This is a genomic window from Pseudomonas sp. 9_2_1 (genome assembly GCF_059295275.1).
The window spans coordinates 5,154,854-5,169,924 of sequence record NZ_CM181239.1; the positions used below are offsets into that span (position 1 = coordinate 5,154,854).

Consider the following 15,071-nt stretch of genomic DNA (forward strand, 5'->3'; position numbering starts at 1 on the left):
GCCCCCGGATGGTTCAGGTTACAACAACCGGATCAGATCACTCGATCTGCCCGTGGCAATGCTTGAACTTCTTGCCCGAGCCACACCAGCACGGCTCGTTGCGGCCCAGCTTCTGGTCATTGCGCACTGGCGCGGCAGCAACCGCCACTTCAGCGCCCTCCTCGCTCAGTTGCTCGCTTTCCAGGCCAGGGGCCGGGGCGTGCTGGAACTGCATGCGGCTGGCCAGCTCCTCGGCCTCGCGGCGCAGGCGGGCTTCCTCTTCGACCGGGTCTTCGCGGCGAACCTGGACGTGCGACAGCACGCGGATGGTATCGCGCTTGATCGACTCGAGCAGTTCCTGGAACAGGCTGAACGACTCGCGCTTGTACTCCTGCTTCGGGTTCTTCTGCGCATAACCACGCAGGTGGATACCGTGACGCAGGTGGTCCATGGTCGACAGGTGGTCTTTCCACAGATCGTCCAGCACACGCAGCAGGATCTGCTTCTCGAAGGTGCGCAGGGCGTCGATACCGGCCTGGTCTTCCTTCTCGGTGTAGGCCGTGGTGATTTCGCTGAGCAGCCGCTCGCGCAGGGTCTCTTCGTAGAGGTGATCGTCCTCGTCGAGCCACTGCTGGATCGGCAGCTTCATGGCGAAATCGCTGGCCAGCGCAGCTTCCAGGCCGGCCACGTCCCACTGCTCGGGCAGCGACTGCGGCGGAATGTGCTGGCTGATGGTAGCGTCCAGCACTTCCTTGCGGAATTCGACGATGGTGTCGCCGATGTTCTCGGCGGCCAGCAGGCTGTTGCGCATGTGGTAGATCACCTTGCGCTGCTCGTTGGCCACGTCGTCGTATTCGAGCAATTGCTTACGGATGTCGAAGTTGCGGCCTTCGACCTTGCGCTGGGCCTTCTCGATGGCGTTGGTGACCATGCGGTGCTCGATGGCCTCGCCCGACTGCATCCCCAGCGCCTTCATGAAGTTCTTCACCCGGTCAGAGGCGAAGATGCGCATGAGGCTGTCTTCCAGCGACAGGTAGAAGCGGCTGGAACCCGGGTCACCCTGACGGCCGGAACGGCCACGCAGCTGGTTGTCGATACGGCGCGATTCATGGCGCTCGGAAGCGATCACATGCAGGCCACCCGACTCGATCACCTGCTGGTGACGCTTCTGCCAGTCGGCCTTGATCTGGGCAATCTGCTCGGCCGTAGGGCTTTCCAGCGCGGCCACTTCGGCTTCCCAGTTACCGCCCAGCAGGATGTCGGTACCACGACCAGCCATGTTGGTGGCGATGGTCAGGGCACCCGGCGCGCCTGCTTGTGCGATGATCTCGGCTTCTTTTTCGTGATACTTGGCGTTGAGCACCTTGTGCTCGATGCCTTCCTGCTGCAGCAGGTTGGACATGTGCTCGGAGGTTTCGATGGTCGCCGTACCTACCAGCACCGGGCGGCCAAGAGTCATGCTTTCCTTGATGTCGGCAATGATCGCGGCGTATTTCTCGTCGGCGGTCAGGTACACCAGGTCGTTGAAGTCCTTGCGCGCCAGCGGCTTGTTCGGCGGGATGACCATCACGTTGAGCCCGTAGATGGACTGGAACTCGAACGCTTCGGTGTCGGCGGTGCCGGTCATGCCGGACAGCTTGGTGTACAGGCGGAAGTAGTTCTGGAAGGTGGTCGAAGCCAGGGTCTGGCTTTCGGCCTGGATGTTCAGGTTTTCTTTCGCTTCGATGGCCTGGTGCAGGCCCTCGGACAGGCGACGACCGGGCATGGTACGGCCGGTGTGCTCGTCGATCAGCAGCACCTGGCCGTCCTGGACGATGTACTCGACATTGCGATGGAACAGCTTGTGCGCGCGCAGGCCGGCATAGACGTGGGTCAGCAGGCCCAGGTTGTGCGACGAATACAGGCTCTCGCCCTCGGCCAGCAGGCCGGCCTGGGTGAGCATGTCTTCAATGTACTGGTGACCCGCTTCGTTGAGCTCGACCTGCCGGCTCTTCTCGTCGATGGTGAAGTGGCCTTCCTGGGTAACCTGGCCTTCCACTTCCTCGATGTGCTGCTTCAGGCGCGGGATCAGGCGGTTGATCTCGATGTACAGCTTGGAGCTGTCTTCGGCCTGGCCAGAGATGATCAGCGGGGTACGCGCTTCATCGATGAGGATGGAGTCGACTTCGTCGATGACCGAGAAGTTGAGTTCACGCTGGAACTTCTCTTCCTGGCTGAACGCCATGTTGTCGCGCAGGTAGTCGAAACCGAATTCGTTGTTGGTGCCGTAGGTGATGTCGGACGCGTACGCGGCGCGCTTTTCTTCCGGCGGCTGGAATGCCGAGACGATGCCGACCGACAGGCCGAGGAACTCGTACAGCGGGCGCATCCAGTTGGCGTCGCGGCGGGCCAGGTAATCGTTGACGGTGACCACGTGCACGCCTTTGCCCGACAGTGCGTTGAGGTACACGGCCAGGGTACCGACCAAGGTCTTGCCTTCACCGGTGCGCATTTCTGCGATCATACCCTCGTGCAGGGTCATGCCGCCGATCAGCTGCACGTCGAAGTGACGCATGCCCATCACGCGCTTGCCGGCCTCGCGCGCGACAGCGAAGGCTTCGGGCAGCAATTGGTCCAGTGTCTCGCCTTTGGCCAGGCGCTCCTTGAACTCTGCGGTCTTGCCCCGCAGTTGTTCGTCGGAGAGGGCCACCATCTTCTCTTCGAAGGCATTGACGATAGCTACCGTCTTGAGCATGCGTTTCACTTCACGCTCGTTCTTGCTTCCAAAAAGTTTTTTTAACAAAGGCGCAAACATATTGGCAGGATCTTCCACACGTAGGGATGGAGGGCGGCCCCATGAGTCGCCCGTGCAGCCCTAAGGCCGCATGCGAACGAGCATTCTACCCGGAAACGATGGTGAAGAAAGTGGTGGATTTCCACGATACTTTTACCGCGTTTTGGCAGGGGCTTGTCTTAGATAGGGGCATTGTCCCTGAGTTCAAGGCCTGGCTACATGAAAGGTATCGAGAATTAGTCTTATCTCGTCTTGCCTGTGTCGCCTCTTCTTGGCGGTTCGACGCGAAGAGGCCGGCACGGGCAGCTGAGGTGGTAGACTGCCGTTCTTGTAACCACATGCGTACCCCATGGCCTACAAACCCTCCCCCGCCCAGCCACCGTCCGCCCTGCTGCGCCAGGTGCGCCCGCTGCGCCTGCTGTTGAACCAGGCCGAGCGTCTGGAACACTTGCAGCGCCTGCTGGAAAGCCAGCTGCAACCCGCTGCCCGCGAGCATTGCCACGTGGCGTCGTGGCGCGATGGCACGTTGTTGCTGGTGGTAACCGACGGCCATTGGGCGACACGCCTGCGCTATCAGCAGAAGCGGTTGCTGGCGGTGTTGCAGGGCATGGAGGCATTCGGCAATCTCAGGCGAATTCTGTTCAAGGTCCAGCCCCCGCTGGTGCCGGCCAAGCGCGGTGGGCACATTGCTGAGCTGTCGAGCAGTGCTGCCGAAAGCTTGCGCGATACGGCGGAAGGTATCACCGACCCTAAATTGCGCGCGGCACTGGAACGCCTGGCTTCTCACGCCTCGTTAAAGCCCTGACGCTCGATATCCGCCCTCCCGCAACTGATAGTTTTGCCAGTTTACGCAGCCTGCCGATGCGCCCGACTATTTGAACCCCGACACATGAGGTTCAATGCCATGAGCTACTTCTTTGATCACACCACTTTTGAGTCTGATGCCTGGAACGACTGGAGCGTCAATCCGACCTACAAGCATCTGGTAATTATCATCAAGGAAGAACACACAGACAACCACTGCCTGAGCTTCGCCCAGCACCTGCTGGGCACTACCATTTCGAAAACTTTCAGCGGGCTCACAAGTGGCACTGAGTATGTAATATCCGCGCGCGTGAAGCGTCTGGAAGGAAGCGACTTTGATCCAGAGCTCCGATGGACATTTGACGGCCATGATTCGAACACCGCCGAACGATTGACCAGTCAAGATTGGCACACCTACCGGGCGCGCTTTACCGCCTCAGGGGGCGAGCAGCGAGTAGCGCTGACCGTACGCAGCCTCCCGCCAATCCCAGATTCAGCACCGTCACCAGCCCATTTTCTACTAGATGAAATCTGGATTCATCCAAGCCAATGCGAAGAACTTTTTGACGGTTCCCCGCATCAGCTCATCCGCGAAGGCGCGAAGATTGATCGAGAAGTCATGACGGTCCACTTCGTGTCGGGCGAAGGACAAGCAGGCATCCACAGATACACTTATCAGACCCCCGGAAAGCTGGAGAAAGAAGCCTTGGCGATGGGCATGGATGACAAGAAGCAGGAACTCAAGCTGGATCTGAACGGAGCGTTTTCCCAGGTCGATTTTCAACTGACCTGGCTTCAGGCTGATGCAAAAATCCAGTTTTTCAGCCCCTCGCACAAACCCTTGCATACGCTGGACTTGAAAAAAGTGGATGGCCTTGATCATTCGATAAATTATCGCTGCGGCGATGCAGAAACTATCGCCAGCATCGTGATCGAGGCTCAGGATCACATCTACATGGACTTCTTCAAATTCACCACACCGCTATAACTCAGGCCCTGGAACAGAATCCCCAATAAAAAAGGCCACCTCGCGGTGGCCTCAATGAACTAGAGAGTGTTCGAACTTACACCGCCGCAACAGGGCGCATGTAGGAGATCGGTGCCGTGCTGGCATCTTCGAACGTAACCACTTCCCAGGCATCGGTTTCAGCAATGAGCTTGCGCAGCAGCTGGTTGTTCAGCGCGTGGCCGGACTTGAAGCCCTTGAACTCGCCGATCAGGCTGTTGCCCAGCAGGTACAGGTCGCCAATGGCGTCGAGGATCTTGTGCTTGACGAATTCGTCTTCGTAACGAAGGCCGTCTTCATTGAGCACACCGTCCTCATCGACCACGATGGCGTTCTCGACACTGCCACCCAGCGCAAGGTTGTGCTTGCGCAGGTGCTCGATATCACGCATGAAGCCGAAGGTACGGGCGCGGCTGACTTCCTTCACGAACGAGGTGCTGGAGAAGTCGACGCTGGCGCTCTGGGTCCGGTTGCGAAGCACCGGGTGATCGAAGTCGATCTCGAAGCTCACCTTGAACCCTTCGAAAGGCAGGAACGTGGCGCGCTTGTCGCCCTCTTCCACAGTTACCTCACGCAGGATGCGGATGAACTTCTTGGCTGCGTCCTGTTCTTCCAGGCCGGCAGACTGAATCAGGAATACAAAGGGTCCGGCGCTGCCATCCATGATCGGCACTTCCGAGGCGGAGAGCTCGACGTAGGCGTTATCGATGCCCAGGCCCGCCATGGCAGAGAGCAGGTGCTCGACCGTGTCGACCTTGACGTCACCGTTGACCAGCGTCGTCGACATGGTTGTCTCGCCGACGTTGGCCGCACGCGCAGGGATCTCGACCACAGGGTCGAGGTCGGCGCGGCGGAAGACGATGCCGGTGTCCACAGGTGCAGGCTTGAGGGTCAGGTAGACCTTCTCACCGGAGTGCAGGCCGATACCTGTGGCACGGATGGTATTCTTCAGGGTGCGTTGTTTAATCATGGCATTGGCCGCTTCAGCGCAAATTGCGAACAGGTATCAACAAAGGCTGAGGATGATAACAGACCCAACCTTTGATGAATACCAATCACCTTTATACCCCTGATAAATTCCATTAATCAGCCTGGCGACGCAGGAAAGCCGGGATATCAAGGTAGTCCAGGTCATCCTGAGGGTTCAGTTTAGCGGCTGCGGCAGCACCTGCATGGGCCTGGTTGCGCATCACGGTCGGGCGCTCCAGGTCTCGGTAGTTGACTGCAGGCTGCTCCTGGCGAACCGGTGCCGGGTTGGACGCTTCGTACGCCTGCTGCGCGGTCTGCAGGGTGTTGTCGACCACCTTCACAGGCTTCTCGATGCGCGCACCCAGGCCAGTGGCCACAACGGTCACGTGCAGCTCGTCGCGCATGTCCGGGTCGATCACGGTGCCGACCTTGACCATCGCGTGGTCGGAGGCGAAGGCTTCGATGATGCTACCCACATCGGAGTATTCACCCAGCGACAGGTCCGGGCCGGCGGTGATGTTCACCAGGATGCCGCGGGCGCCCTGCAGGTTGACGTCTTCCAGCAGCGGGTTGCGAATGGCCGCTTCGGTCGCTTCACGCGCACGGTTCGGGCCGCTGGCGCAGCCAGTACCCATCATGGCCATGCCCATCTCGCCCATCACGGTGCGCACGTCGGCAAAGTCGACGTTGATCATGCCCGGGCGCTTGATGATGTCGGAGATACCGCGCACGGCTCCGGCCAGCACATCGTCAGCCTTGGCGAAGGCGGACAGCAGGCTGGCATCCTTGCCCAGGATGGTCAGCAGTTTCTCGTTGGGGATGGTGATCAACGAGTCGACGCTTTCAGCCAGCATGCGGATGCCTTCATCGGCGATCTGCATGCGCTTGCGGCCTTCGAACGGGAACGGACGGGTCACCACCGCAACGGTGAGGATGCCCATTTCCTTGGCCACTTCGGCAATGATCGGCGCTGCACCGGTACCGGTACCGCCGCCCATGCCGGTGGTGATGAACACCATGTTGGTGCCCTGCAGCACTTCGGCGATGCGCTCACGGTCTTCCAGTGCGGCCTGACGGCCGACTTCCGGATTGGCACCGGCACCCAGGCCCTTGGTCACGCCAGTGCCCAGTTGCAGGATGGTACGCGCGCCAATGCTTTTCAGCGCCTGGGCATCGGTGTTGGCGCAGATGAATTCCACACCTTCGATGCTGCTTTTGACCATGTGGTTGACGGCGTTGCCGCCACCACCACCAACGCCGATCACCTTGATGACCGGGCTTTGCGGGACGTTGTCTACGAGCTCGAACATTTTCCCTCTCCTTACAGTTCTCTAGTTGTTGCGCCTACCACTACTGCTTTGAAACTTAGAAGTTGCCCTGGACCCACTTCTTGAAGCGCTCAAGCACTGGGGCCTTCGGTTCATCGCCATAGCTGTTGTTGCTGCTGTTGGTGTTACCGGTCAGGATCAAGTCCTCGGACTGCTTCAGCAGGCCGTAGGTGAGCAAGCCCACGCCGGTGGAATAGATCGGGTTGCGAACCACGTCGCTCAGCCCCCGAACGCTGTGCGGTACGCCCAGGCGTACCGGCATGTGGAAGATTTCCTCGGCCAGTTCCACGGCGCCTTCCATTTTCGCGGTGCCGCCGGTGAGGACGATGCCAGCGGGCACCAGGTCTTCGTAGCCACTGCGGCGCAGCTCGGCCTGGATCAGGGTGAAGAGCTCGTCGTAACGCGGCTCCACCACCTCGGCCAGGGCCTGGCGCGACAGCTCACGCGGTGGGCGGTCACCCACGCTTGGCACCTTGATGGTCTCGCCGGCGCCGGCCAGTTTGGCCAGGGCGCAGGCGTAGCGGATCTTGATTTCTTCGGCGTACTGGGTGGGGGTACGCAGGGCCATGGCGATATCGTTGGTGACCTGGTCGCCGGCAATCGGGATCACCGCAGTGTGACGGATCGCGCCCTCGGTAAAGATCGCGATGTCGGTGGTGCCACCACCGATGTCTACCAGGCACACGCCCAGTTCTTTCTCGTCGTCGGTCAGCACCGAGTAGGCCGAGGCCAGCTGCTCGAGGATGATGTCGTCGATTTCCAGGCCGCAGCGGCGTACGCACTTCTCGATGTTCTGCGCCGCGTTGACCGCACAGGTGACCACGTGGACCTTGGCTTCCAGGCGCACGCCCGACATGCCCAGTGGCTCACGTACGCCTTCCTGGTTGTCGATCACGTAGTCCTGCGGCAGGGTGTGCAGCACGCGCTGGTCAGCCGGAATCGCCACGGCCTGGGCCGCGTCGAGCACGCGTTCGAGGTCGGCCAGGCTGACCTCGCGGTCGCGGATGGCGACGATGCCGTGCGAGTTCAGGCTGCGGATGTGGTTGCCGGCCACGCCGACGAACGCCGAGTGGATGCGGCAGCCAGCCATCAGCTGCGCTTCTTCCACGGCGCGCTGGATCGACTGCACGGTGGACTCGATATTCACCACCACGCCTTTTTTCAGGCCGCGGGACGGATGGGTGCCGATCCCGACGATCTCCAGGGTGCCGTCTTCGCCCACTTCGCCCACCAGCGCCACCACCTTGGAGGTGCCAATGTCCAGCCCGACGATCATTTTGCCGCTATGCGCGTTTGCCATGGTCCTGCCTCTCTCTAATTCTTCGCAACGGCGGGTTGGGCCGTCGTCGGTGCAATCGGTTCCCGCCAACCAACGGCAAGTCCGTTGGAATAACGCAGATCAATGCGGGCGATAGTGGTGATCTGGTCTTTGAGTGTCTTGTCGTAAATGGCAATGAAACGGCGCATCTTCTCCACCAGATGGTCGCGCCCCAGCAGCAGCTCGACGCCCGGCCCGGCGCTGCTCGCGCCCGTAGTCAGGAACCAGCTGCCTCGCTCGCGCAGCTCCAGGCGAGCGATGGAAAAGCCCAGGGGGCGCAGCATCTGGCTCAATACCTGATACTGCTGCATGACTTGCTGTTGAGCACGCTGCGGCCCGGCCAGCTGCGGCAGGTGCTCGTAGTTGGCCAGTTCGCGCGGGGTAAAGGCCTGGCCCTGGTTGTTGAGCAAAGCCTCTTCACCCCAGCGCGCCACCGGCAGCTGTTCTTCCAGGCGGATCACCACCTCGTCCGGCCACACCCGACGCACTTCGGCGTGGGCAATCCATGGCATCTGCTCGAGCTCTGCGCGCATCGCCGGCAGGTCGACACTGAAGAAACTCGCCGCCACGTATGGCGCGATACGCTGCTGCACCGACTGCTGGCTGATGTAGCTGAGGTCGCCCTGCACATCGATCTTGGTGATCGGCCGGTCGGCATACGGCATCAGCCGGATGGCGCCCTCATAGGCAGCAAAACCGGCCGCCACCAGCAGCACCGGCCACAGCAGGCGCTTGAGGCCGCCCAGGCTGGGCCGCGGCAGGCGCGCCGATACGGGCTCGTCGGCCACCAGCCGGCTGGCACCACGCGGCACCGGCTTGCTACGGCCGGTAACGGGTTGCTGCTGACGTATCATTGCGCCTTGCATGTTGATTAACCTCGCGTCGTCACGCTTTCGGCCAGGATTGCCAGCACCAGTTGCTGGAAGTCCAGGCCGGCCGCGCGGGCCGCCATGGGCACCAGGCTATGATCAGTCATGCCCGGTGCGGTGTTGACTTCGAGCAGCCAGAACCGGCCCTGCTCGTCCTGCATTACGTCCAGCCGCCCCCACCCTTCGATGCCGATGGCATCGCAGGCGCGTGCGGTCAGGTCGATCAGTTCCTGTTCCTTGACGCTGTCCAGGCCGCACGGGATGCGGTACTGGGTGTCATTGGCGATGTACTTGGCGTCGTAGTCGTAGAACACGTGCGGAGTGCCCAGGGCGATCGGCGGCAGCACCTGGCCACGCAGCACCGCGATGGTGAACTCCGGGCCGCGGATCCATTGCTCGACCAGAACCTGGGAATCGTATTTGGCGGCAGCCTGCCAGGCAGCGGTCAGTTCTTCGACGCTGTTCACCTTGGCCATGCCGATGCTAGAGCCTTCATGGGCAGGTTTGACGATAAGCGGGAAGCCCAGTTCCGTGCCGGCTGCAACACAATCGTTTTCGCTGCTCAACACGGCATGGCGCGGGGTCGGAATACCCAGGCTCTGCCACACCTGCTTGGTGCGAAGTTTGTCCATGGCCAAGGCCGAGGAGAGGATGCCGCTGCCGGTGTAGGGAATGCCCAGGCACTCCAGCAGGCCTTGCATGCTGCCGTCCTCACCGCCACGGCCGTGGAGGATGATGAAGGCACGGTCGATCTTCTCGCTTTGCAGGCGGTCGAGCAGGTCGTCACCAACGTCGATGGCGACCACGTCGACACCGGCAGAGGTCAGCGCTTCGATCACCGCAGCACCGGACTTGAGCGATACTTCACGCTCGGCGCTCTTGCCACCGTAAAGCACCGCGACTCGGCCGAACGCCTTGACGTCCAGGGTCGAGTGCAGCTTGTCGTAGGCGCTGGTCATTTCGACTTCTCCTGCTTGGCGCCAGCGAACAGCGGGCTTTTCATCAGTTGCGGGGCCAGGCCGCCGACATCACCGGCACCTTGGCAGATCAGGATGTCGCCAGCACGCAGCAGTGGCTTGACCAGCGGCGCCAGTTCGGCACCACGTTCGATGTAGATCGGGTCCAGCTTGCCGCGCTGGCGGATGCTGTGGCACAGCTGGCGGCTGTCGGCACCGGGGATCGGCTCTTCGCCGGCCGGGTAGACCTCCATCAGCAACAACACGTTGGCATCGCCCAGCACCTGGACGAAATCGTCGTACAGGTCGCGGGTACGGCTGTAGCGGTGCGGCTGGTAGACGATCACCAGGCGGCGGCTTGGCCAGCCACCGCGCACGGCCTTGATCACTGCGGCCACTTCGGTCGGGTGGTGGCCGTAGTCGTCGACCAGCATCACACTGCCGCCGTCGACCGGCAGCTCGCCGTACACCTGGAAGCGTCGGCCGACACCCTGGAAGCCGGACAGGCCCTGAATGATGGCCTCGTCGGTGATGCCTTCGTCAGTGGCGATGGCGATGGTAGCCAGGGCATTGAGCACGTTGTGGTTGCCGGGCATGTTCACCGATACCTCCAGCGGCTCGCAGTCGCGGCGCAGCACGGTGAAGTGGGTCTGCATGCCCTGCTGGCGAACATTGATGGCGCGGATGTCGGCCTCTTCGCTGAAGCCATAGGTTACGGTCGGGCGTTTCACCTGCGGCAGGATCTCGCGTACCACCGGGTCGTCCAGGCACATCACTGCCAGGCCATAGAACGGCAGGTTGTGCAGGAACTCGACGAAGGTTTTCTTCAGTTTATTGAAATCACCCTCGTAGGTCGCCATGTGGTCGGCGTCGATGTTGGTAACCACGGCCACCATCGGCTGCAGGTGCAGGAAGCTGGCGTCGCTCTCGTCGGCTTCGGCGATCAGGTAGCGGCTGGTGCCCAGCTGGGCATTGGTGCCGGCAGCGGTCAGGCGGCCACCGATGACAAAGGTCGGGTCCAGGCCGCCGGCGGCGAACACCGAAGCCAGCAGGCTGGTGGTGGTGGTCTTGCCGTGGGTGCCGGCAACGGCCACGCCATGGCGGTAGCGCATCAGCTCGGCGAGCATTTCCGCGCGCGGCACCACCGGGATTCGCCGCTCGAGGGCGGTGGCGACTTCCGGGTTGGCCGGGTTGATCGCGCTGGACACCACCAGCACATCGGCAGTGGCGGCGTTCTCGGCGCGGTGGCCGACGAAGATTTCGGCGCCAAACGACTCCAGGCGCTCGGTGACCGGCGAAGCCTTGAGGTCGGAACCGGACACTTCATAGCCCAGGTTCAGCAGCACTTCGGCAATGCCGCACATGCCTACGCCGCCGATACCGACGAAGTGGATGCGACGAATACGGCCCATCTTCGGCTGGGGCATGGCTTTCTGGCTCTCAACCATGGGCCACCTCCAGGCAGATATCGACCACGGTGCTGGTTGCGGCAGGTTTGGCCAGGCGCCGTGCGGTGCCTGCCATGACGTTGAGTTTCTCGGGTTGCATCAGCACCTCGTTCAGGCGTTCAGCGAGCTGCGCTGCGCCAGTTGTCGCTTGTGGCATCAGGAAGGCAGCGCCTTCGCGGGCCAGATATTGGGCGTTGTGGGTCTGGTGGTCGTCGATGGCGTGGGGCAAGGGCACCAGCATCGAGGGCAGGCCCGCTGCCGCCAGTTCGCTGACGGTCAGGGCACCGGCCCGGCACACCACCATGTCGGCCCAGCCATAGGCTTGAGCCATGTCCTTGATGAAAGGCTCTACCTGAGCCGCGACGCCCACCTCGTGATAACGCTCGGCGGTGATCGGCGCGTGTTGCTTGCCGGCCTGGTGGAACACCTCTGGCCGCACGGCGGCGGGCACTTCGGACAGGGCCTTAGGCAACAATTTGTTCAATGGTTCCGCACCCAGGCTGCCGCCCAGCACCAACAGGCGTGCACGGCGTTCGGCAAGGGGCGCGCGTTGCGCGTCCATGAACAGCTCCGGGCGCACCGGGTTGCCAGTGGTGCGACGTTTGTCGCTGGCCTCGAAGGTGTTCGGGAAAGCTTCGCAGACCCGCGCCGAGAGCGGCACCAGCAACCGATTGGCGGTTCCGGCCCGGGCGTTCTGTTCGTGAATCACCAGCGGTACGCCGCACAGCCGCGCGGCCACGCCGCCGGGGCCGGTCACGTAGCCGCCAAAGCCCAGTACGCATACCGGCTTGAGCTGGCGAATGATGCGTCGCGCCTGCAGCACGGCCTTGACCAGGGTGAAGGGCGCCTTGAGCAACGACAGCTTGCCCTTGCCGCGCAGGCCGCTGACCTGGATCAGGTGCAATGGCAGGCCAGCCTGGGGCACCAGTTCGTTCTCGATGCCACGCGGGGTGCCCAGCCAGTGCACGCTGTAACCACGCGCCTGGAACTCACGGGCGCAGGCCAGGGCCGGGAACACGTGGCCCCCGGTGCCGCCCGCCATGATCAGTACGTTCTTGCCGTCAGCGGCCATGATTGGTCTCCTCGGCAAAATCGCTTTCGCTGAATTCGTGTTCCTCGCTGCCCAGGTGCGTGCGGCTTTCCCACTCGATGCGCAACAACAGCCCCACACAGGCGCAGCAGATCACCAGCGAGCTGCCCCCGTAGCTGAGGAACGGCAGGGTCAGGCCCTTGGTCGGCAGCAGGCCGACGTTCACGCCGATGTTGATCAGGAACTGGCCGATCCACAGGAAAGCCAGGCCGAATGCCATGTAGGCGGCAAAGAACTGCTTGGCCTTCTCGGCCCACAGGCCGATGTACAGCGCGCGCACGGTGACGAACACGAACAGCGCGATGGTCACCAGCGAGCCGACCACGCCAAGCTCCTCGGCCAGTACCGAGAACACGAAGTCGGTGTGCGCTTCGGGCAGGTAGAACTGCTTCTGCACGCTGTTGCCCAGGCCAACGCCCAGCCACTCGCCACGGCCGAACGCGATCAGTGCCTGGGTCAGCTGGTAGCCCGAACCGAACTGGTCGGACCAGGGGTCGGTAAAGGTGATAAGCCGCGCCATCCGGTAGGGCTGTGCCTGGACCAGCACGAATACCGCCACCACGGCCAGCACCACCATCAGGCTGAAGCGGAACAGCCCCACCCCGCCAAGGAACAGCATGGCCGCGGCCGCGCCCATCATCACTACGGTGGCGCCGAAGTCCGGCTCCATCAGCAGCAGGCCGGCCATGGGCAGCAGCACGATGAACGGCTTGAAGAAGCCCATCCAGCTTTCACGCACCTCGGTCTGCCGGCGTACCAGGTAACCCGCCAGGTAGATGACCACGAACACCTTGGCAATTTCCGAAGGCTGCACGTTGAAGAAGCTGAAGCCGATCCAGCGCATGGAGCCGTTCACTTCACGGCCGATACCCGGCACCAGCACCAGCACCAGCAGGCCGAAGGCGCCCAGCAGCATCATGAAGCCCATGCGCTGCCAGGTGGCGATCGGCACCAGCATGGTCGCGCCACAGGCGACCAGGCCGATGGCCACGTACACCAGGTGGCGGAACATGTGGTAAAGCGGGTTGCCCGACTGCACCGCAGCCACTTCCGAGGACGCCGAGGTGATCATCACCAGGCCCAGGCCCAGCAACGCCAGGCAGCCGGCGAGCATGGCGAAGTCCAGGTCGATGCCACGGCCGCTGATCAGCGGCGACGGATAAGGCTTGAGGATGCCGAAGATCATGCAAGACCTCCCGCTGCCTGGGCGAACAGGCGCCCGCGTTCCTCGAAGTTCTTGAACATGTCGAGGCTGGCGCACGCTGGCGACAGCAGCACGGCATCGCCTGGCTGGGCCAGCGCGGCGCATTGCTGCACGGCATCGTCCAGGGTCTTGACGCGAACCAGTGGCACACCCTCGCCAAGCGCCTCGGCCAGGCGCTCGGCATCGCGGCCGAGCAACACCACGGCGCGGCAGAAGCGCTGCACCGGCCCGCGCAGGGCGGCAAAGTCGGCACCCTTGCCATCACCGCCGGCGATCAGCACCAGCTTGCCTTCGATGTCGGCACCCAGGCCCTCGATGGCGGCCAAGGCAGCACCCACGTTGGTAGCCTTGGAATCGTCGTACCAATTGACGCTGTTGCGCTCGCGCACCCACTGGCAGCGGTGGGCCAGGCCACCGAACTCGCGCAGGGCTTCGAGCATGGGTTCGAACGGCAGGCCGGCCGCGTGACCCAAGGCCAGCGCCGCCAGGGCGTTGCTCTGGTTGTGGGCACCGCGAACCTTCAGCTCGCGCGCGGGCATCAGGGCCTGGAACTCGAACGCCAGGTATTTTTCGCCGTCCACTTCACGCAGGCCGAAGGCCTTGAAGTCCGGCTGATTGAGACCGAAGGTCCAGCAGGGGATGCCTTCTACCGGCAGTGGCCGGCTGAGGGCGTCCTGGCGGTTGACCACGACCTGGCGGGCGCCGCGGAAAATCCGGTGCTTGGCCAGGTGATAGGCTGGCAGGCCGCTGTAGCGGTCCATGTGGTCTTCGCTGATGTTCAGCACGGTGGCCACTTCGGCGTTGAGCTGGTCGGTGGTTTCCAGCTGGAAGCTGGACAGTTCCATCACGTACAGCTCGACGTCATCGGCCAGCAGGTCCAGCGCCGGGGTGCCGAGGTTGCCCCCCACCGCCACACGCTTGCCAGCCTTGGCGGCCATTTCGCCGACCAGGGTGGTGACGGTGCTCTTGGCATTGGAACCGCTGATGGCAATGATCGGCGCCTTGGCGTGACGGGCGAACAGCTCGATATCGCCAGACAGCTTCACGCCACGCGCCGCCGCCTGCTGCAGGGCCGGGGTGGCCAGGGCCAGGCCGGGGCTCACGTACAGCTCGTTGGCGCGGCAAAGGAAGTCGACGTCCAGCTCGCCACAGCGCACTTCCACCTGCGGGTAGTCACGGCGCAGGGTGTCCAGTTCCGGCGGTTGCTCGCGGGTGTCGGCGACCGCAAAGGCAATGCCCCGGCTCGCCAGGAAGCGAACCAGGGACATGCCGCTCTTGCCGAGGCCGACAACGATGCGGAATTGGTCGGAAGCGATCAAAGACACGC

At 62.8% G+C, this 15,071-nt stretch carries 12 protein-coding genes; 2 read left to right on the forward strand and 10 right to left on the reverse strand.

The window, feature by feature from the left end:
• Positions 1 to 37: 37 nt before the first annotated feature.
• The gene (secA, locus tag AC5O5I_RS23385) at positions 38 to 2,773 is read right to left on the reverse strand and encodes a preprotein translocase subunit SecA (protein WP_172287273.1); all 2,736 of its coding nucleotides are present in this window, start codon (positions 2,771 to 2,773) and stop codon (positions 38 to 40) included.
• Between the two features lie 328 nt (positions 2,774 to 3,101).
• Here secA and AC5O5I_RS23390 point away from each other — a divergent pair, with 328 nt between their 5' ends.
• Positions 3,102 to 3,557 (forward strand): DUF721 domain-containing protein, encoded by a 456-nt coding sequence (locus AC5O5I_RS23390; protein WP_494511642.1) that lies wholly within the window; start codon positions 3,102 to 3,104, stop codon positions 3,555 to 3,557.
• A gap of 99 nt (positions 3,558 to 3,656) precedes the next feature.
• Positions 3,657 to 4,544 (forward strand): hypothetical protein, encoded by an 888-nt coding sequence (locus AC5O5I_RS23395; protein WP_494511643.1) that lies wholly within the window; start codon positions 3,657 to 3,659, stop codon positions 4,542 to 4,544.
• A 76-nt stretch (positions 4,545 to 4,620) separates the two neighbouring features.
• On the opposite strand, the gene lpxC is transcribed toward AC5O5I_RS23395, so the two are convergent.
• The 9 genes from lpxC to murD all read right to left on the reverse strand — a co-directional run bounded on the left by lpxC (position 4,621) and on the right by murD (position 15,069).
• The gene (gene lpxC, locus AC5O5I_RS23400) at positions 4,621 to 5,532 is read right to left on the reverse strand and encodes a UDP-3-O-acyl-N-acetylglucosamine deacetylase (RefSeq protein ID WP_494511644.1); all 912 of its coding nucleotides are present in this window, start codon (positions 5,530 to 5,532) and stop codon (positions 4,621 to 4,623) included.
• Positions 5,533 to 5,644: 112 nt separating this feature from the next.
• Positions 5,645 to 6,841, reverse strand: a complete 1,197-nt coding sequence (ftsZ, locus tag AC5O5I_RS23405) for a cell division protein FtsZ (protein WP_016488958.1) — start codon at positions 6,839 to 6,841, stop codon at positions 5,645 to 5,647.
• Positions 6,842 to 6,896: 55 nt separating this feature from the next.
• A complete protein-coding gene (gene ftsA, locus AC5O5I_RS23410; RefSeq protein WP_016488959.1) occupies positions 6,897 to 8,159 on the reverse strand; it encodes a cell division protein FtsA in 1,263 nt (420 codons plus the stop codon).
• A gap of 14 nt (positions 8,160 to 8,173) precedes the next feature.
• Entirely contained in the window at positions 8,174 to 9,043 is an 870-nt protein-coding gene (locus AC5O5I_RS23415; RefSeq protein ID WP_172230783.1) for a cell division protein FtsQ/DivIB, read from the reverse strand.
• A gap of 5 nt (positions 9,044 to 9,048) precedes the next feature.
• Positions 9,049 to 10,005 (reverse strand): D-alanine--D-alanine ligase, encoded by a 957-nt coding sequence (locus AC5O5I_RS23420; RefSeq protein WP_172230780.1) that lies wholly within the window; start codon positions 10,003 to 10,005, stop codon positions 9,049 to 9,051.
• A complete protein-coding gene (gene murC, locus AC5O5I_RS23425; protein WP_172230777.1) occupies positions 10,002 to 11,450 on the reverse strand; it encodes a UDP-N-acetylmuramate--L-alanine ligase in 1,449 nt (482 codons plus the stop codon). The genes AC5O5I_RS23420 and murC overlap by 4 nt, the downstream gene beginning before the upstream one ends.
• Entirely contained in the window at positions 11,443 to 12,522 is a 1,080-nt protein-coding gene (gene murG, locus AC5O5I_RS23430; RefSeq protein ID WP_494511645.1) for an undecaprenyldiphospho-muramoylpentapeptide beta-N-acetylglucosaminyltransferase, read from the reverse strand. Before murG ends, murC begins: the two co-directional genes overlap by 8 nt.
• Positions 12,512 to 13,726: a putative lipid II flippase FtsW gene (gene ftsW / locus AC5O5I_RS23435; RefSeq protein WP_218584640.1), complete on the reverse strand. Its 1,215-nt coding sequence runs from the start codon at positions 13,724 to 13,726 to the stop codon at positions 12,512 to 12,514. The genes murG and ftsW overlap by 11 nt, the downstream gene beginning before the upstream one ends.
• Positions 13,723 to 15,069: a UDP-N-acetylmuramoyl-L-alanine--D-glutamate ligase gene (murD, locus tag AC5O5I_RS23440; RefSeq protein WP_172287536.1), complete on the reverse strand. Its 1,347-nt coding sequence runs from the start codon at positions 15,067 to 15,069 to the stop codon at positions 13,723 to 13,725. Before murD ends, ftsW begins: the two co-directional genes overlap by 4 nt.
• Between the last annotated feature and the right edge of the window lie 2 nt (positions 15,070 to 15,071).